Annotated in this window: 17 protein-coding genes; 7 read left to right on the top strand and 10 right to left on the bottom strand. The window is 33.9% G+C overall.

The features are described 5' to 3' along the window. Positions 1-39 precede the first annotated feature (39 nt). The 4 genes from ACJJVN_RS00940 to ACJJVN_RS00925 are packed head-to-tail and all read right to left on the bottom strand — an operon-like array spanning position 40 to position 5,549. Positions 40-1,491, bottom strand: a complete 1,452-nt coding sequence (locus tag ACJJVN_RS00940) for a polysaccharide biosynthesis C-terminal domain-containing protein (protein WP_405376796.1) — start codon at positions 1,489-1,491, stop codon at positions 40-42. Further along, positions 1,482-2,777, bottom strand: a complete 1,296-nt coding sequence (locus tag ACJJVN_RS00935) for a glycosyl transferase family 1 (protein WP_405376794.1) — start codon at positions 2,775-2,777, stop codon at positions 1,482-1,484. The genes ACJJVN_RS00940 and ACJJVN_RS00935 overlap by 10 nt, the downstream gene beginning before the upstream one ends. A gap of 4 nt (positions 2,778-2,781) precedes the next feature. Next, entirely contained in the window at positions 2,782-5,250 is a 2,469-nt protein-coding gene (locus tag ACJJVN_RS00930; protein ID WP_405376792.1) for a YfhO family protein, read from the bottom strand. A gap of 29 nt (positions 5,251-5,279) precedes the next feature. Continuing rightward, positions 5,280-5,549 carry a DUF4834 family protein gene (locus ACJJVN_RS00925; protein ID WP_170034614.1) on the bottom strand — a complete coding sequence of 90 codons (270 nt, stop codon included), beginning with the start codon at positions 5,547-5,549 and terminating at the stop codon, positions 5,280-5,282. A gap of 83 nt (positions 5,550-5,632) precedes the next feature. Between ACJJVN_RS00925 and ACJJVN_RS00920 the strand changes: the two genes are divergently transcribed. The 5 genes from ACJJVN_RS00920 (at position 5,633) to ACJJVN_RS00900 (ending at position 9,031) form a co-directional block, all read left to right on the top strand. After that, positions 5,633-6,613 (top strand): transporter, encoded by a 981-nt coding sequence (locus ACJJVN_RS00920; protein WP_170034612.1) that lies wholly within the window; start codon positions 5,633-5,635, stop codon positions 6,611-6,613. Between the two features lie 3 nt (positions 6,614-6,616). Further along, positions 6,617-7,735: a GNAT family N-acetyltransferase gene (locus ACJJVN_RS00915; protein WP_104515983.1), complete on the top strand. Its 1,119-nt coding sequence runs from the start codon at positions 6,617-6,619 to the stop codon at positions 7,733-7,735. A gap of 119 nt (positions 7,736-7,854) precedes the next feature. Continuing rightward, on the top strand, positions 7,855-8,238 hold the full coding sequence (locus ACJJVN_RS00910; RefSeq protein WP_405368304.1) for an alkyl hydroperoxide reductase: 384 nt from the start codon (positions 7,855-7,857) through the stop codon (positions 8,236-8,238). Then, on the top strand, positions 8,223-8,603 hold the full coding sequence (locus ACJJVN_RS00905; protein WP_405376790.1) for a hypothetical protein: 381 nt from the start codon (positions 8,223-8,225) through the stop codon (positions 8,601-8,603). Before ACJJVN_RS00910 ends, ACJJVN_RS00905 begins: the two co-directional genes overlap by 16 nt. Continuing rightward, positions 8,600-9,031 (top strand): hypothetical protein, encoded by a 432-nt coding sequence (locus ACJJVN_RS00900; RefSeq protein WP_405376789.1) that lies wholly within the window; start codon positions 8,600-8,602, stop codon positions 9,029-9,031. The genes ACJJVN_RS00905 and ACJJVN_RS00900 overlap by 4 nt, the downstream gene beginning before the upstream one ends. Positions 9,032-9,106: 75 nt before the next feature. On the opposite strand, the gene ACJJVN_RS00895 is transcribed toward ACJJVN_RS00900, so the two are convergent. The 4 genes from ACJJVN_RS00895 to ACJJVN_RS00880 form a co-directional block, all read right to left on the bottom strand. Continuing rightward, the gene (locus tag ACJJVN_RS00895; RefSeq protein WP_405376787.1) at positions 9,107-10,030 is read right to left on the bottom strand and encodes a leucine-rich repeat domain-containing protein; all 924 of its coding nucleotides are present in this window, start codon (positions 10,028-10,030) and stop codon (positions 9,107-9,109) included. Positions 10,031-10,105: 75 nt separating this feature from the next. Continuing rightward, a complete protein-coding gene (locus ACJJVN_RS00890) occupies positions 10,106-13,042 on the bottom strand; it encodes an alkaline phosphatase PhoX (protein ID WP_405376785.1) in 2,937 nt (978 codons plus the stop codon). Positions 13,043-13,284: 242 nt separating this feature from the next. After that, the gene (locus ACJJVN_RS00885) at positions 13,285-15,096 is read right to left on the bottom strand and encodes a cytochrome-c peroxidase (protein WP_405376783.1); all 1,812 of its coding nucleotides are present in this window, start codon (positions 15,094-15,096) and stop codon (positions 13,285-13,287) included. A 216-nt stretch (positions 15,097-15,312) separates the two neighbouring features. Continuing rightward, entirely contained in the window at positions 15,313-15,996 is a 684-nt protein-coding gene (locus ACJJVN_RS00880) for a DUF2490 domain-containing protein (RefSeq protein ID WP_405376782.1), read from the bottom strand. 329 nt (positions 15,997-16,325) lie between these two features. On the opposite strand from ACJJVN_RS00880, the gene ACJJVN_RS00875 reads away from it, so the two are divergent. Both ACJJVN_RS00875 and ACJJVN_RS00870 read left to right on the top strand, forming a co-directional pair. Beyond that, on the top strand, positions 16,326-17,189 hold the full coding sequence (locus tag ACJJVN_RS00875; protein ID WP_101014111.1) for an RNA polymerase sigma factor RpoD/SigA: 864 nt from the start codon (positions 16,326-16,328) through the stop codon (positions 17,187-17,189). Between the two features lie 137 nt (positions 17,190-17,326). After that, complete coding sequence (locus ACJJVN_RS00870; protein WP_405376780.1) at positions 17,327-17,542, top strand: hypothetical protein; 216 nt, start codon at positions 17,327-17,329, stop codon at positions 17,540-17,542. A gap of 19 nt (positions 17,543-17,561) precedes the next feature. On the opposite strand, the gene ACJJVN_RS00865 is transcribed toward ACJJVN_RS00870, so the two are convergent. Together ACJJVN_RS00865 and ung are read right to left on the bottom strand one after the other, a co-directional pair. After that, on the bottom strand, positions 17,562-18,629 hold the full coding sequence (locus tag ACJJVN_RS00865; protein WP_405376778.1) for a methyltransferase: 1,068 nt from the start codon (positions 18,627-18,629) through the stop codon (positions 17,562-17,564). A 199-nt stretch (positions 18,630-18,828) separates the two neighbouring features. Further along, the gene (gene ung / locus ACJJVN_RS00860; protein ID WP_405376776.1) at positions 18,829-19,494 is read right to left on the bottom strand and encodes a uracil-DNA glycosylase; all 666 of its coding nucleotides are present in this window, start codon (positions 19,492-19,494) and stop codon (positions 18,829-18,831) included. Between the last annotated feature and the right edge of the window lie 139 nt (positions 19,495-19,633).

The raw sequence follows: 19,633 nt of genomic DNA, 5'->3' as shown, positions 1-19,633 counted from the left end.
ATATAAACACAAAAATCCGATCATAATGATCGGATTTTTTTATGGTATGTATTTTTCTATAATACGATTGATTTCTGTAGAAAGATGTAGTTTATAAGTAGTTATCAAATATGTGATCCCAATTATTATAGATTTAACCGCAATATTTATATACGGATTCCATGGAAAATCCCAGAAATAAAACAACCCAATAATTATTGTAATCATGAGTAAAGAACTCCACGTTTTTGCGGTCCATGGATGCATGTCTAATTTGTAGTAAACGTAGTACGCTTTCGCGAAAGCGTAACACAAATAAGCCACACAAGTAGCAATAGCAGCACCTATTAAACCAAATTCTGGAATAAGAATCCAATTCAGTCCTATCGCCACAAAGGTTAACACCAGTCCCATCCAAAGCGTCACTTTATACAAGTCACTGTTATAAAGAATCGCATTATTACTACCTAAAACATTTTCAGAAAACTTAGTTATCGCAATTAAAAAAACAACTGGAATGGCAACACGTGTTTCTGGCTGCATTAACTCATAAAACTCATTAAGATTACAAGTAATAATCACTAATAGAAATCCTGCTATAATGGTCAGGTTAAGTGAACTTCTTTTATAAAGAGTTTGCACCTGATTCATTTCATTTCTATTAAAATGTCCTGCCGTTAATGGATGTGTAATTTGCGCCATACCACGAGCTGGGACAGCTATTACCGTAGCAATAAAAACGGCTATGCCGTAAAACCCTATTTTATCAATAGCAACATATTGATTCAGCATAAATTTATCTAGATCTATTAAAGCCGTAGATATAGAACCTGCGATAATCATATAAATACAGTAATTTAAAACTTGAACTCTATTGACTATTTTACTAAATCTAAAATGAGGCATATAGGTTTTAAGCGCAATGATCTTCATTAACAACGCTCGCAACGCATATATAACAACAAGACTATAAATAAACTGATGCTGATTAATAACATCTGTAGCGAGTAATAAGAGTGTTACCGTTGCCGCAGCACGATAGAATACTTCTTTGAGAAAATTACCTGCTACAGTCTTCATATGTACTTTTACCCAAGCATAGAAGATCTCAAAATAAGCTTGAAAAATAGACACTAACGGTATGCACCACAAGTATTTACCGGTAATGATATTTTTATCAGAAATAAATGTTGCAATAGGTTCCTGCGCTATATAAATAAGAACTAAAACAGGTACAATGATAAATAATGGCCACAACAGCATTTGCGTTAAAAAGGCATCGCGCTCCTGCTTTGTAGAATAGCTAGAATAATATTTTACAATGGTATTATGAATACCAAAAGACATCAATGGAAAATATAAAAATGCCGAGGATAACACATAATTCCACAATCCATAATAATCGTCAGAGAGATATACCTGTGCTAGAATTAAAACATTCAAAGCACCTAACACGAAGCCTAAGCCTGTTATAACGAGATTCCATCCTGACTGTTTAATGACTATTCCCATACGTAGTCTATGGTTTTAGCAAGGATTTTAGTTAAATAAGATCTTTTATATCGATCTATTAAATCGTTAGAGTTTCCATCATTAGTTCCCTTTTTATAGAGATCATATAGATGGATAATGTGTTTCTTAAGAGCCGTTTTTTGCTGGTAATTAAAGAATTCCCCAGAATGTGTATCTGTTATTAACAGCTCTATATCTGCCTCTTTAGGTCCTATTGCAATGATAGGTCTGCGACTCGCAAAATATTCAAATATCTTACCTGGTAAAATCGCTTTAGTCTCTTCAGAGTTTATTTCTATAAGCAACAAGGCTTGAGCTTTAAACATAAGCGCAACAGACTCTTCATGAGACACATAACCTTTATTATCTACATAAGTATCTAATTTAAAATAAGTAAGGCTCTCTAGAATTTCTTCACTTATATTACCAGCCAATTGTAATTGAAAATCTGCAGCAAAATCGGTTGATTCTTTACATAATTCCTGTAATGATTCCCATAATAATTGCGGATTGCGATCTGATAATAAAGTACCTATGTGAGATAGTACAAATTTACCTTCTGGCTGTCGCATCTGTGTATTAGGTAATATATCAAATCCGTTTGTAATCAATTGAATAGGTCGCGAGGTTTTAGTTTTAAATTCTTTGCCAGTATGAGGGCTGGTTACTATTAATAAATCTGCAGTGTTTAACACCTCTTTTTCTAAATCTACATGACGTTTTTGTGCACGTTTACCTAGTTTAAGGTCTTTATGATAACCTATAGTGGTCCATGGATCACGGAAGTCTGCCAGCCATTTTACGGAAGGCACAAGAGACTTTAATTCTAAACCTATTAAATGTACAGAATGCGGCGGTCCTGTAGTAATAACAGTAGCTGTAGGATTATTTGTTAAATAAGGCTCTATATCTTTTAGAACACGGTGCTTCCATCCTACTCGTGCATCTGGAACAAATAAATTACCACGCATCCACACCATAGCACGTTCTAAAATGCCAGCGTCTTTCTTTAAAATACCGCGTTGTAGGTTTTTAGTACGCTTTCGCGAAAGCTTACCTGCCATCCTACTCGGTTCTTTGATTTTAACTTTTATGAGATGAATAGATTTTGGAACTTCTTCCATAAGAGAAGTGTCCAAGACAGGATAATCTGGATTTTCAGGAACAACAACGGTTACGTCATACCCATTTTCAGGTAGGTATTTTGCAAACTTTAACCATCGTTGCACACCTGGTCCACCTGCTGGAGGCCAGTAATAACTTATAATCAATACAGGCTTTTTCAACAACTTAATTTTTCTTTTTTAAGGCGATAAATAATCCACCTAAGATAACGAGTAATAATAGAATATTACTGATCAACATAATGGTAGATCCTGTTTTAACTACACTAGGTACAAACTTGAAAACTATCTCATGTTGTCCTGCAGGAACTGACAGTCCTCTCAATGCATAGTTAACACGTGCAATAGGTGCTTCTTTTCCATCTATAGTCGCTATCCAGCCATGAGGGTAATACATCTCTGAAAACACAGCAAGACCAGCCTGAGTGTTCGTACTAGTGTAAGTAAGCTCTTCAGTTTTATAATTTTTTAATTCTATAGATGCTGTAGAATCTTTACTTATAGTTTTAAGTCCTATTAGTTCTTTTTGATCTGCAGTAATTATTGCAAGAGAATCTGCATTTAATTCTTTAATAGATAAGATCTCTTGATTTTGATCTTTTACGACTTTAACATCTGTAACAAACCATGCATTACCAGATAAAATAGGATTTTGTTGAGCTACGGTACCATTTGCGTTTTGGCCTAGAATATACTTTGTATTAAACATACCCAGGATTTCTAGTTGCTCGCGAGTAATTCCTTCCTGACCGGCAAAATAAAAATTCATCAGATCTTGAAATCTGCGAGGTTTTGCTCCATGATATCCACCCATTGCATTGTGAAAGTAAGCTGCCCTACCACTATTAACAGGATCTGCTAACTGGTCGTAAACTCTAAAATGTGATTTATCCTTAAGGACTAAATCGTCTGCCTCTGTCTTTAAGAAAGGTAAAGCATACTCTCTAGCAGACACATAATCTTCATCATTTACATATTGTGTATCAAAACTGATCAGGTCAAATAATATAACCACACCACAAATTACTAATACAACGGTTTCTTTTATTTTATCAGACAGTAATAAATATAAAGCACCACAAATAATACCTACATAAAGTAATGCTTTTAAAGCATCGCTTTGGATCATAGCAAAACGGTCTGCTTTTAAAGCGTCTACATATCGAGCTCCTAATTGTGGGAAATCTAGTAAATACTCGTCATAAGGTCCTGTAAGGTTAAATAAGAAAGAACCTAACAAAGCGATAACAACTAATACACCTGCAAAGCCACCTCCTGCATAAAGTAAAGCTTTGCGTTTTTTATCAATAGCAGTCTTCTCATTAAAGAATTGCCACAACCCTATAGCTGCTAGAATAGGTACGCACATTTCTATAATTACTTGAATAGATGTAACGGCTCTAAATTTATTGTAAAATGGAACGTAATCGATAAAAAACTCTGTAAGCCAACTTAAATTCTTACCATAAGAAAGTAGTAAGGTTAGAACAATAGCGGTAAGTGTCCACCATTTTAATCTTCCTTTTATTAAAAATAAAGAAAGTAAAGCAAGAAAAACAACGCTAACACCTAGATAGGCAGGAGCTTCTACAATTGCCTGGTCACCCCAGTACTTGCGCTGACTTAAAGATACCAACTGATTTAAGTATCCCATTTCTTCTTCATTTAATGAAGACGGATCTATTTTTAATAACTGTTGACGGCTATTGCTATCTTCTTCATAAGCATCTCCACTACCACCACCTGCAAAACGAGGCAGAATAAGGTTAAAACTTTCTGACAGTCCATAACTGTAATCAGTGATATAATCATAGTCCAGACCTTCTTTAACTTCCACGTTTTCGCCTTGAGCGTTAACCGTAATATTTGAAGCTCCACGAGTACTTTCTTTTGAATATTCACTTGTAGCAAGTAAATTACCAGCATTTGTTCCAAGTGCAAGAACTACAGCTGCGGTCATGATACCTATGGATTTAAAGTAATGAGGCACTACTTTTTTATTAATTGCATCTATAAAATATGCGATACCTAGAATTATTACGGCTAGTAATAAATAATAAGTCATTTGTGGATGGTTCGCCTGTAATTCTAGAGCCATAGCCAGTGCGGTAACTATGAAACCTAATAGGTAACGTTTTTGAAAAACTAAAATAATTCCACTTAGCACTAGCGGGAAATAGGCTATTGCATGTGCTTTTGCATTATGTCCTACACCGAGAATAATGATGAGGTATGTGGAAAAACCAAAGGCAAGCGCTCCCAGTAATCCTATTTTCCAATCTACACGCATAACTAGCATAAGCACATAAAAGGATGCAAAGTATAAAAATAGATAATCTGCTGGGCGAGGTAGGAATCTTATCGTTCTATCTAGACTATCGATAAAATCATAATCATAACGCGCACCTAACTGATAAGTAGGCATCCCGCCAAAAATAGCATCTGTCCAATAAAGCTCTTCACCAGTCTCTGCTCGATGATCGATAAGCTGCCTAGCGTTACCTTTATACTGAACTATGTCATTTTGATACACTTTTTTACCACTTAAAACAGGATGGAAATATGCAAGTGCAGCAATAATAAACACCACAAATACAGCTAGATGTGGCAATAATTTCTTAAAATCAAACTTCATGAAGACGTTAAATAAATGAATTAGGAAAATTAATCAATTTCCTCAAAGTCGATGTACTCACCTACCTTTTTCTTTTCATTTGATTTTAACGGTGTTGATTTTTGAGTAGAAGTTGATTGTTGCGTCTGAAAAGGATTCTGTCCCGTATTGAACCCAGTACGTTTTTCAAAACTCTTTTGAACGCGCTGCATCGCTTTCATTCCTAGCCATTTAAGCACCGTTTTCCCAAATGCTTTCCATAATAACCTTATGGCAACTAGAACTATTAATATGATTAATACTGTCTGTAAAAATTCCAAATGATAATCTTTTATGTAAAAATAATATGTCTAATCCATGATACTCTATAAGAAATATTAAATTTGATCTAGAATAATGATATATGAATCACACATTTAAAAGTATTGGTCTACTCATATTGCTTTTTGTTACAACTCAATTTGCAAATGCTCAATATACAGAAACAATAAACACAAATAGTCCTGGAAGATCGCAGGGAGCATTTGCCGTAGGTAAAGGTGTTGCACAAGTTGAAGGCTCTTTATATTATAGAACAGAAGAACATGATTTACAGCGTTATGACCGAGATCATATAGGAGCAAATTTTCAATTGCGCTATGGGGCTTTTCTTGAACGTCTTGAGTTTTCTTACATAGGTAATTATGCGACAGTAGATCAAACAGATTTTAATGGTTCTGTATCTTCAGAAACCTCATTTTCTAATTTTTCTAGAAGTACGTTAGGTGCTAAATACCTTGTTTTTGATCCGCTTAAATTCTTTGGTGAAAAAAAAGTGAATTTATTAAGCTGGAAAGCAAACAATAGACTGAACTGGAAAGACCTTATTCCTGCTGTATCTATTTATGCAGGAGCAAATTTAAATTTTGGTAGTACTACTAACCCATTAGTCCCGCCTAATGATCCTACTGTATCACCTAGAATAGAATTAATAACTCAAAATAACTGGGGTCGTTGGGTATTTGTAACTAATATAGTAGCAGATAGAATAAGTACCGACTTCCCTTCTTATCAGTTGTTCTTAACCATGACGCACAGTGTAAATAATAAATGGGCGATCTTTGCAGAGTATCAAGGGATCAAGTCTGACTTTTATAGTGATGATCTTGCGCGTGGTGGTGTTGCTTATTTAGTAAACAAAGACTGGCAAATAGATGCTAGTGGTACGTTAAACTTTAAGGATACACCTAGTGTCTTTCAAGTAAATGTAGGAATGTCTTACCGACTTGATTTTCACAAGGACTCTCCTATCAAGCAGACTTCAAATGGTCAAGGTAGCGGTAAGAAAAATAAAAAAGGTAAAAAGAAGAATAAGCTCAATCTTGAAGAAGAAGGCGGAATATAAATTATGATTGAAGTACGTAAAATTGAGTCTAAGAAAGACATAAAAAAGTTTGTCCAATTTCCACTGGACCTTTATAAGGACAATGCCTATTTTGTCCCACCTATTATAAAAGACGAAATTGATATTTTTGATCGTGATAAAAATCAGGTTTTCAAAAATGCAGAGTGCTGGATGTTTCTAGCTTATAAAGACCATAAAATCGTAGGTCGCGTTGCAGCATTAATTAATCATATAGAAATTAATGAACAGAAAAAATCTAAAATGCGTTTTGGATGGCTGGACATGATAGACGACATAGAAGTTACTAGAGCGCTTCTTAATAAAGTAGACGAGTTAGGTAGAGAACAAAAATTAGAATTTACAGAAGGTCCTGTAGGCTTTTCTAATATGGATAAGGCTGGAATGCTTATCAAAGGTTTTGATGAGGTAAGTACAATGATTACCTGGTACAACCACTCTTACTACATGGAGCATCTAGAACAATTAGGTTATGAAAAAGCTGCCGAATGGGTGGAATTTAAATTTAAACCACCCAACCCTATTCCCGATAAGATCAACCGCTTTGCAGATATTATCGCGCGTAAATATGATCTTAAATCTTTACGTTTTAAAACAACTAAAGAGATTTTACCCTATGTAGACGCGATGTTTGATTTACTTAATAAAACATACAGTAACCTCGTAACATTTGTACCTATACAACAGTATCAAATAGAGCTCTATAAAGATAAATACTTACCCTTTATAAATCCTGATTTCATAGAATTAGTAACAGATCAGGATGATAAGCTAGTAGGATTTGCCATAACGATGCCTTCTTTTTCTAAGGCACTTCAAAAAGCAAATGGAAAATTATTCCCATTTGGTTTTTTACATTTATTAAAAGCTAAAAAGAAAAATACAGAGGCGGCATTCTATCTAATAGGTATCGATCCAGAATATCAAGGTAAAGGAGTTACAGCCATGATGTTTAGAAACATCACTCAGAACTTCATGAATTATGGTATTTCAAAATGTGAGACTAATCCAGAGTTAGAAGATAACATGGCGGTCCAAGCATCTTGGAAAAACTATAATCCTATTCTTCATAAAAGAAGAAGAACCTATCGTAAAAATTTGTAAAACCTACTTTTAATCATCCATTTATTTATAGGTAAGTTTCTTTAAATAATCTATCTCTAATAGATAGAAAATGTTTGTAATGATATCCTATCACTGCAGACTTACCACATAAAGAACAAATGAAACTTACCTTAAAACTTGCTGCCGTTTATAATCTTATTTGGGGAGCTTGGGTTGTATTATTCCCAAATCATTTCTTTGAAATAGTAGGTATGGAACCGCTTAATCATCCTATGGTGTGGCAAGGCATGGGAATGGTAATAGGTGTTTATGGACTAGGTTACTGGTGGGCTAGTTATAACCCTATGAAACACTGGCCTATAGTAGCTGTAGGATTCTTAGGTAAAATATTTGGCCCGTTAGGGTTTATATTTAATTATGCGCAAGACATTGTACCATTTGAGTTTATTTACACCTTAATAACTAACGATTTTATATGGTGGATACCATTCTTCTTAATACTTAAAAAAGTTCATACCGATTATAAATGGCAACTCAAATAATACATAAACTATCACTGTTTACATTTATAGCTGTTTATCTAATTGCAGGAATCATGCATTTTATAAAGCCAGATATATACCTAGAGGTCATTCCTGACTGGCTAGGTAATAAATCGCTTATTAACTACATAGCAGGTAGTGCAGAATTAATAGTGGCTTCCATGGCGGTGTTTTCTAAAACTAGAAAAATGGCAGGTTATTTAACTATCGCTATGCTACTAGCCTTCATTATTTCACACGTTTACTTTTTACTTAATGGCAGTTGTGCTGGAGATTTATGCATACCTTCATGGATAGGCTGGTCTAGATTACTAGTTATTCACCCTATTCTAATTTATTGGGCCTATAAAATTACTAAAATATGAATGCTATAATTCTCACTAAATTACTGATAGATTTTGGTCTAATCGTACTTATCTGGATGGTACAGATCATTATTTACCCTAGTTTTTTACACTACACAAGCGAGAAACTATCTGTATGGCATCCTTTATATACTCGTAAAATCACTTCTATTGTTGCTCCTTTAATGGTTGCCCAACTAGGCTTATCTGTTTATATAATGGTCACTCAACAGACTTATTCCCTCTTTGAGATCATAGATTTATTGTTAATAGCCACCAACTGGCTGTTAACTATGCTGGTATTTATTTCTCTTCATGAAAAAATAGATCTCGATAGTACAGATCGTGATATCCAGACTAAACTTGTTAAATACAACTGGGTGCGTGTAATTCTATTCTGCTCTATATTTATATTCAACGTCATACATATATGTAAGTATTTGAACTAGTTAGAATACTTAATTTAAGCACTGGAATGTTGTTAATTCCACTTTCGCGAAAGCGGAACAAAAACCATGATCATATTAATCTACTGTATCCATATATATCTTACAATCTGGTAATGCTTGGGTTATTCTCTCTAACTCTGAAGTACTAACCGGATTTTTTGTTATAATAAGTGTTCTTAGATGTTTAAGACCTGATAGATCTTTGGGGAAACTTGATAAATGATTATTAGATACAATTAAGGTTTCTAGTTTGTATAACTTTGAAATATTATCTGGTAGACTTTTAAGTAAATTATTCTCTAAATTAAGCTGCTTTAAAGAAGTTAACAACTCGATAGATTCTGGAAGGTTGATAAGTTTATTATTATCTAGTTTTAAAATTTCTAATGATGGTAAATTAAAGTAAGAAGGCTCTACATCATGAAATTGATTATGACTTAAATCTAGTACTTGAAGGTTTCTAAGATTATATATAGACCGCGGCAGGTAACTTAAATGATTATGCTGTAATTCTAAAACCTTTAAAGAAGTACAACTGGTTATTTCATTAGGTAAATAAGAAAGCTCATTGCTAGAAAGGTACAATCTATTTAAACTTTTAAGTTTATGAATAGCAGGATCAATCTGATTAATAGAATTCCCTGCTAGGTCTAGACTTTTTAACTGATCAAGTGAAGCTATATTATGTGGTATATATTTAAGTTTATTATTTTTTAAATTAAGTACCTCTAAATGTTTTAATTGAAACAGCCTATTATCCCAATATTCAAAATTATTCTTCATTCCATTTAAGAAAACTACGTTATTTAGTTTTTCAATAGAATCAGGTAGCTTGAAAAGGAATTGATCTCTCAGGTTTAAATGAACTTTTTCTTTTTGTTCTTGTAAAGCGTCTTGAACAGTATAATAGATGTGTTCCTTATTAGGATTAATATTTTGTGCCTTTAAAAAAGGTATAAATCCTAATGTTAAGAATGCAATTAATAATAGTGATTTCATAATGTGTAATTTGAAAGAAAAAGGACTGATCATAATAGACCAGTCCTTTTAAATAATTATATAAAATACTTGCAATTAATTTCTAACCACTTTATAGCTTCCAGAAAGGTCTCCTACATTAACCTTTACAATAAACAGCTGATTTACAGTTGTAACAGATGTAAGATCTAAGCTTAAGTGTTGAATTAAGCTATTATTTTCAAAATCACTAAAATGTGCTATTTTTCTACCTTGTAGATCATAAACTTCTACGTTTAGCTTTTCTCCTTCATGTCCTGTGATATCAATGTTTAACTGACCTTTATTAGGATTAGGGTACAATTGTATCGCTCCTAGTAAAGCATCGTCTATACTTGCTGTTCCTACATTTGCATAATCTGCTTTCAATTCTTGATCGCTACTTCCTGCTACATTTGAGGTTGTCAAACTCACGTCATAAATTCCTGGAGTAGGATAAGTAACAACTGGTGATTGATCTGTAGAGGTTGCTGGCTGTCCTCCTTCAAAAACCCAGTTCCAAGAATCTGGTGTGTTAGTACTCAAATCTGTATAAGTAATCACACCATTTGTTCCTACCATGGTTGTGTCAGATGTGAAGTCTGCAACGGGAGATTGTAGGCCTAAATTCTCTGATACGGCAAATACGATGGTAGAAGACTTATCAAAGACTACATTATTAAAAGTAGCATCTATTTGTGGAGAGTTACTACCACTAGGGTGCTGTACTGAAAAGAAACCGTATTTAAAATCTGGTGTAAATGTTAAGCCTGTCGGTTCTGAGCCTACTGGCATAGAAGCAAATAATTCAACTTGTGGGTTTGCTTGTGTATGTCCAGGACGTACTACCCATATGTAATTATTACCTCCATCTTGTAATACCCAAAGATTTCCTTTATCGTCAAAAGTTAGATTATCGTTTCCACTACCCCAACTTTCTGTAAATACACCATTTGCCGTAGTAATATCATAAGATCTACCACCTACATATGTTTCAAAACCGCTTACAGTAGTCCCATTATCAGTAAATTTATAAGTACGCCCTTTACCTTTAGAAGTAAAAAATATTTCTCCTGTTACTGGGTTAATCTCACAATCTTCTACACCATTAAAGTTAGTAGCTCCTAATGCGGCGGCTGCATTTCTTATATCATTTCTTTCTGCTGGTGTGGTATTAGGTACTTGAACCCAACTAGCTGTAGTAGATGTAGGGTCATTTCCTACTAACGGTGCATCTAGTACTAGAGCATATACCGAACCTGAAGATAGATCTCCTGGTGTATTTGCAACAAATTTATATACCGCATCTGTCCCACCATCTTCTCCATAGTATGCAGTTACCATATCATTAGATACAACCACATTTTCATGTTTCATTCTTCCCAATGCCCATAGTTTTTCTTGACCATTTCCATAATCTTTAACCATGCGTGTAACAGGATCTATTTCTACTAACCATCCTACATCTTGATACCCATCTGCATTTACATCTCCACTATTAGTAGATTCTTCGGCAGTAATAATGGTTCCCCATGGTGTAGTCCCACCAGAACAGTTTCTTGTAGTAGTAACTAATGCATTGTTATATAAGTCAACTCTAGATGTTGCGTTTTTTACCCAAAGATTACTTGCAGCATCAAATGTTACATCTACTATAGAAACCCCACCAGGTGTTGTTTCATGATTTACAGATACAAAACCATTTGTACTACTTCCTGCAGTTGCTGGTACATAACCAGTAAAATCATTATTACCAGGCACTGTTCCTGACCCATCTGTGTACTGCTCACCTTGTTTAAAAAGCATTTGAAAACGGTGTGCGGTAGGATAAATCATATTTGAAGTCTGTCCTGTAGGTACTATAGAAGTAAAACAGCCTATATCACCAGGTTGACAATTATAAGGAGTAACTGTAACTGAATCGTTTTCTATAAACATATCAAATGAAAGGTCAGAGCTTTGCCCGTCACGGTTATGTAATTCTACAGCTATAGTGTTGATACCGTTTTGAAAAAATGATTTAGGCACACGGTGAATGTAATAAACTCCTTCATCTCCTCCACTTACAATAGTAGAAGAGTGCGTTAGGTAATCTATAACACCAGCTGGCATGTTATCTCTTATAACTTCTTGTCCATTCACATAAACAATAGCTCCATCATCTCTTAGAAGTCCAAAAACTACATCATCTGTAATAGTATTTACGTCTACATCTAACTCTTTAATAAAGTAAGATGTGATAAATTTATTATTTGCATCAGGTCCAAAGGATAAATTAGTTACCACTGGATTATTGTAACCTAATGGTGCCGCACCGTTAGACCATGAAGAAAAATCAAAACCAGCCTGATTCCACGATGTATTAGTTTGATCTGAACCATTATCTAAATAAGACCAAGTACTGCCTTGAGTTAGTGGGAAAATTGCAGGTGTTACAACAGTACTAGCATCTTCTAAGGTTAAATCAAAACCCATATCAGAACTACTACCACTAGTTTGATGTACCTCTACAGCAATAACATTAATACCGTCTACTAGTAGCCCAGATACTAAAATGTTATCGTAATCATTTTCATCACTACCTGCCACGGTACCTGTAGCAAAGTCGCTGTAAGTAGCATTAGTTGCAAGATTTGCTCTATATACTTCTGTGCCGTTAAGATAAACGGCTACACCGTCATCAAATAGTATATTAAAAATTAAGTCACCTACTTGACTTGCATCAGTTACATTTAAGGCTTTTCTGAAATAATAAGTAGGATATTTATTTGAAGAATCTGTACCATAACTAAGTGTAGTAGCAGCATTACCATCTCCATATCCCAATTTTGAAGCACCAGTAGCCCATGCGGTATCATCGTATGTGGTAGAAGTCCAAGCAGTACCTAAATCTGTACCACTGTCGTTATATGACCACGTATCTCCTGTAGAGATAGGCAAATTTTGTGCCTTAATTGTATTTGTTGCGGTAAGGAATAAACCGATAACAAACAGTAAGTGTAATTTATTTTTCATTATTAGAGAGTTTTAGTTCAGACAAAACTATCTGAACTAAAACCTAAACAGATTTCATAATTATTAACCATTCATTACTACTATGTAATGCATTTATGCTTCCGCTTTAAATTAACCTTACACATGTAAAACTAAAGTTACTATGCTTAGCATAATATTCTGAAAACTAAATAATTGAACAGCTAAAAAAATATATAAAATAAACTAGAAAGTAAGATTTATCCTAATAAAACTAAAAAAGGTTAGTATTCGGTAAGTGAATTTAAAAACGCTATTAAAGCTTCTATTTCTATATCATTAAGATCTAGAGAAGAATCACTTAACGTTTGATTAGGTACCTTCAGTCCCATACCTGCACCACCACCACGATTATAAAAGTCGATAACTTGTTCTAAGTTTTCATATGTCCCGTTATGAAAGTAAGGAGTACTTAATGCTATATTTCTTGTTGTGGTGGTCTTAAAAGATCTTTGATAAATCCATGCATCTTCTCTGTAGTTGCCGTTTTCTATTCTTCCCATATCCGTATCTAAAATAGGAACATCATGATTAGCAGACTTTAAAACACCTAATATCTCACTTTCACTTTCATTAAATAGTGGTGGTACTAATCCAGAAAAAGTAGGTGTAAAATGACATGTAGCACAATTTGCTTTACCGGTAAATAGATTAAAGCCTAATTTTTCGATGTCACTGTAATCTGTTGTTTCACCTCTTACATAGGCATCAAATCTACTGTTATGTGATTGCAGTGATAATACATAGGACGCAAGAGCACTGGCCAGGTTTTCTCTCTTAAATGGTTCTTTACCAAAAATAGATTCAAACCTAGAGATGTACTTATCATTCTTTTTAAGTCTTTCTAAAATTTCAGTATAAGCGGTATTAAATTCGGCTTCGTTAAAAATAACGTGTTCTACTTGTTGTTCTAAGGTATAGGCTCTTAAATCATAAAAATAACGGTCTGCATATACAGCGTTTAAAAGTGTAGGTGAGTTTCTTTGTACTCGTTTACCATCTATATAGCTCAATGATTTAGTCTCACCATCAGTAAAAGCTTTTTCAGATAAATGACAACTAGCACAATTTATGGTACCACTAGAACTTAGATCTTTTTCATTAAAAAGATCTTTCCCTAATTCTCTTAACTCTTCACTATCCTGTGATGCTGTAAGTTCAGTAAAAAAATATGGATCCATAAAATCTGCTGCAAAAATGGAAGTACTATTAGGATTCCACGGCGAATTATACAACTTGAGATTCCAACCATACTTCTCACCTATTAATGCAGTCTCCTTATATAAAGGTTCTATATAATTTGTAAGAAAACTAAGTCTATCAAATGAGTTGAAGTCATTCTGATTTGATAAAAACTTAATGGATTCTATAAGTCGCGCGTCTATATCTTGAAAATCATGATGTTTAATCCCTGCCTCTTTTAAATTATTATGTATAGCATCTAGAGACTCTCTTGCTTCTCTTATACCATTTAAACTACCAGGAGTATCAAATCCTGTAACTCCCAAAGTGAATATGCGTATCAGATCTAATCGTGCAGCATTCCAATAATCTGTTATACTGAAGTTAACAGTATGTAAATCTTTATATATAATGGAATAACTCGCATTCAATTTAGTGGCCAGACTAGATATTTCAGTACGTTTATCAAATGCCTCATTAGAAAAAGAAAGCTCGTCTAATACCTGCAACCCTTCTGGAGGGACTATGTTTGCCCTTGTGCCAGATTTATCTACTTGTAATAAAGGTGCTCCATTAAAATGTGATTTTGCATAACCTGGAAATTTATAAGCTACTATAAATTCTATACGTTTATAAGCTAGCCTAGTAGAAGTGACTGCATGTTTTAAACTATCTTTATTTACTTGCTGCAATTGGTATGCACGAGCCACCTTTTGCAATTTTTGAGTTGCGACTTTAAATTTCTCTAAATCTTGTTTTAGCTCTTTTCTAGGTATGGAATAATTATTATCTGTATCACAAGAAACAGTATTTAAAACCAATAGAAATAAGAAGAGAAAAGTAAAAAAACGCATGGACTAGTATTTGAAGTCCAAACCTACGACCACACCATCATGAGTATGTTAAGGTAGTATTATATCTATTTTATGTTAATGAACTTCATTTTAATGACAATTATTACTCGACATTTCATTCGTTATGGAATGATATGAAATTAAATATTACAAGCACTAGGATGTTGTTAATTCCGCTTTCGCGAAAGCGGAACACCTATTCATAAAAATAATATATTACAAACTATGAAATACGGTAAGAACTACCTGTCCCTTACTTATTCCTGGCGTTACTTCTCGCATATAACCTGCTTGAAATTTAAGAGCTGAGTTTAATTTATAACCCAAACCAGCAAATGCCCAGTTTCTATCAAAATATTCTACAGTTCCAGTACCGGTATCTGTCTGTCCATTAATGAAAATCTCATTCCATAAGGCAACGTAAAAGGTGTTGTCAACTATGGTTTTATTATTAAGTGGAACATTAAGAAATAAAGTATAACGCAATCTTGATCTAAAATCTTGATTTTCAATAAAACGTTCTTCTATTCTCAAGCGATGTTTAAGTTCAAAACGGTTACTTACCTTACTAGAAAACCAAAGATCTTGATGTAATCTATGCTCTGTCGTAGAAGTATCGCTTATGCCAAATGGCTGTCCTGTAAAATAACCATAACCAGCTTGAAAATCTATCGCCGTGTTTTCAGGCTGATAAGAAATTGCTGCTCGAGCGATAAACTGCTGGAAATCGTTACCTACTTCATAAGTGCGGTATTGAAAATCACCAGCTATAGCCCACTTTTCATTAAATGCTTTTTTATAAATGTACTGCGACCATAAACCGGTTTCACTAACTCCTATCTGTGACTGACAGTAAAAACATGACAAAATAAAAAATAGAATGACGTATGATAATTTCATAAAAGTTTTTTGAGCTAGGACAAAATATAATTTTACTTATTAAATCACGACTATTTTAACAAATAGTATACTTTATTTTTTAAACAACTTATCTCCACACCTCCTTATTACACTAGTAGTAAGATCAATCAACACAACATTTTATTACTAGCTAGCTATAAATAGTGTAACAAAAATGTACTTGTGACGACTAATAAAATGTAGCACAAGTCACAGTATTACTAGCCTGATAAGGTGTCATAAAAAGCGCTTTTGGTATGATTTTTGCTATACTATTAACATCTGACAAAAGCTGTCAGGTCATTAACTTTTTAATCTTTATTATCTAAATGAGACAACTCAAAATCACCAAACAGGTTACAAACCGTGAATCAAAATCGCTTGACAAGTACCTACAAGATATCTCTAAAATTGATCTAATCACTGCAGAGGAAGAAGTAGAACTAGCACAGCGCATTAAGAAAGGTGATCAGAGAGCTCTTGAGAAGTTGACCACTGCAAATTTACGTTTTGTGGTTTCTGTTGCAAAACAGTATCAAAATCAAGGGCTTAAGCTTCCAGATCTTATTAATGAAGGTAATGCCGGACTCGTAAAGGCTGCAAAAAGATTTGATGAGACTCGTGGTTTTAAATTCATCTCCTACGCGGTATGGTGGATTAGACAGTCCATCTTACAAGCACTAGCAGAGCAGTCACGTATCGTGCGTCTTCCATTAAATAAGATTGGATCCATTAACAAGATTAATAAGGCTTTTTCTCATCTTGAGCAATTGCATGAGCGTCCTCCATCTCCAGAAGAACTTGCAAAAGAACTGGACATGACGGTAAGTGATGTGAAACAATCTCTTAAGAATGCAGGTCGTCACGTATCGATGGATGCGCCTCTTAAAGAAGGTGAAACTTCTAACCTTTACGACGTTGTACGTAGTGGTGAGTCGCCTAACCCTGATAGAGAATTAATGCATGAATCTCTTACTCTAGAGATTACTCGTGCGTTAGAAACTCTTTCTCAAAAAGAAGCAGACGTGATTTCTCTTTACTTCGGTATCGGTAATCAACAACCTATGAGTCTGGAAGAAATCGGTGAAACTTTTGATTTAACTCGTGAGCGCGTGCGCCAGATTAAAGAAAAAGGTATCAAAAGATTACGTCAGAATTCAAGAAGTAAGATCCTTAAATCATATTTAGGATAGTCCTCTATCTTAGAATAAGTATCAAAAGCACCACTTTACAGTGGTGCTTTTTTTATGAAATTATTTTACATTAGAATTTTAATAGTTATTTATAATAAATACAATTTTATATTTAATGATAATTACAAACTAACACTATGATATTACTAACTACCCTACATGAAGCTATTTCAACTAACTATTCTACAGGAATATCTACAGGTACAGCCATTTTCTCTTCTATGGCAGTTGTTTGTTCTTGGACCAGAAATAGAAGCCTACTATGGGCATTTATAGCAGGCGTTTTTAGTATGTTTTATGTAATCTATTGGTATTTTACTCGCACTGAAGATGAACAACGCAAGATTAAATAGCCTTTTAAAATTTGAGAATTTATTTAAGCTTCAACTCCCAAAGCTCTACTTCTTCTAAATCTCTCCAGTGTGGATTACGTTTTGTTTTTTCTGACGCAGAGTTAACTCTCTTTTTAAAAGTTCTCTCTAGTTCAAATCTATCATTATTTGCTATTTCATTCTCTATAGGATGCTCGGTTGTAACATTAGTAATTTGAGCCAGGTTAGAAAATATAATAACCAATTTACCATCAGGTAATAGACGTTCCTTTGCAGCCTCAAAAAACGCTGGAAACATTTCTTCAGGATAATAAATAGCTTCATCTATACCATCGACATCTTTATCTGCCGGTAACCACGGCGGATTAAAAACAATAAGTTCTACAGGTTTATCAAATTTACCAAAAAGCGGTGCGTAGTCTAATTCTATCTTACGTGATAGTTTAGTCTCTCCCATAAACTCCGTAAGACCTACTATAGCGTTAGGATTAACATCTGTACCATATACTTTTTGAAAACCGTGCTTTACCATTTGTAGTGATAAAACTCCAGAGCCTACTCCTACATCCATAGCAGCTTTTTTAGGACCTTCATAACGTTTTAAGTAATTATCAAAAACTTCTAGATGCTCAAATCTTGTTGGAAAATAAACACCATAAAAAGGATGTATTTTGTTGCGCAATACAGGTATAGAAATTCCTTTTTTATACCACTGCCATGAACTGTTAAGTCCTTGAACTTGTGGTAAAGTAAGATGAAAATTTTGAATCTCAGGGTACAGTTTTTCTAACCAACCTATGGATGGCGCCTTTGCAACTTCTAACTTATTATCTACTATTTCTAATAAAATAAGGTTAGATAATTTGCGATAGGTATCGCGATATACTTGCTGTTCTTGGTATGTTTTATTAGGTAACTTCTTTTTAAGATGCGTATGCAATTCCTTAAGTAAATGTAAACCGTTACTATAAAATGACCTTATTAAAACTACTTTGCCTTCTTCTAAGTTGTTCATGGTAGTAACTAGATTAGAATCTGCATTATAAAATGCAGGTCTTTCTGTTACATCTATAGCTTCTGGCTTGTTTAATTGAATATCTTTAATCATTATATAGTTTTGATTTTTAAAGTTTTACACCATTTAAAAAACAAAGAAACTCATATTAAAAGAGTAAAAAATTACTTTGTTATTCAGTCGTATGTATGAGGATAAAAGTAGTCTATTAAAAACTTGTATAGTGGTTTCTCCTAGCTGTAGGACAAGATCTTTATAAAAGTCTATTTACTATTAATTAGGGCACAAGATTTTACCATATAATTGGTTCCATTCCTTTTTCTTTTAAATATTCATTAGTCTTTGAAAAGTGTCTATTCCCAAACCAGTACCCACGGTTTGCACTTAACGGTGATGGATGACCGCTTTCTAGTATAAGATGCGCATTCTTATCTATGAGTTTTGCTTTTCCTTTAGCAAATCCACCCCATAATAGAAACACGACATCTTTACTTTCTTGAGATATTTTTTTTATAATAGCATCTGTAAATTTTTCCCAACCCTTTTTTTGGTGGCTTCCAGCCTTACCTTCTTCTACAGTAAGCACTGCATTTAAAAGCAACACACCTTGATCTGCCCAGTGTTCTAGATTACCAGAATCTGGATATGGCTTATCTAAATCTGTTGCTATTTCCTTAAAAATATTGATCAAACTAGGTGGGTGTTTTACCCCATCAGAAACTGAAAAGCAAAAACCATTACCTTGCCCTGCACCATGATATGGGTCTTGACCTATGATAACCACTTTTATCTTATCAAACGGAGTACGATTAAGAGCGGCAAAAATTTTGTCCTCTGGTGGGTAGCAAGTATATCGCTTATAAGCCTCACTAACAAAGCTTTTCAATTCCTCATAATAAGGTTGACTTAAATCCTCTCGCAATACCTCTTTCCATGTGGACTCCATTTGCATTTTCATGAATTCTTTTTTTTTTGTAAAGTTAGAAATACCTAATATAAATTATACCTGTGCTATTCAATTACTTTCCATTTAGTATAGATCATAAAGAAGAAACTAAAACAACAGCTGCACAAATCAAAAGCTAGAAACTCAAACC

The organism is Nonlabens sp. Asnod3-A02, from assembly GCF_045063755.1.
Taxonomy (GTDB): Bacteria; Bacteroidota; Bacteroidia; order Flavobacteriales; family Flavobacteriaceae; genus Nonlabens; species Nonlabens xylanidelens.
Note: the sequence above shows the minus strand (reverse complement) of the source record. Positions and strands in the feature narration are given on the sequence as shown.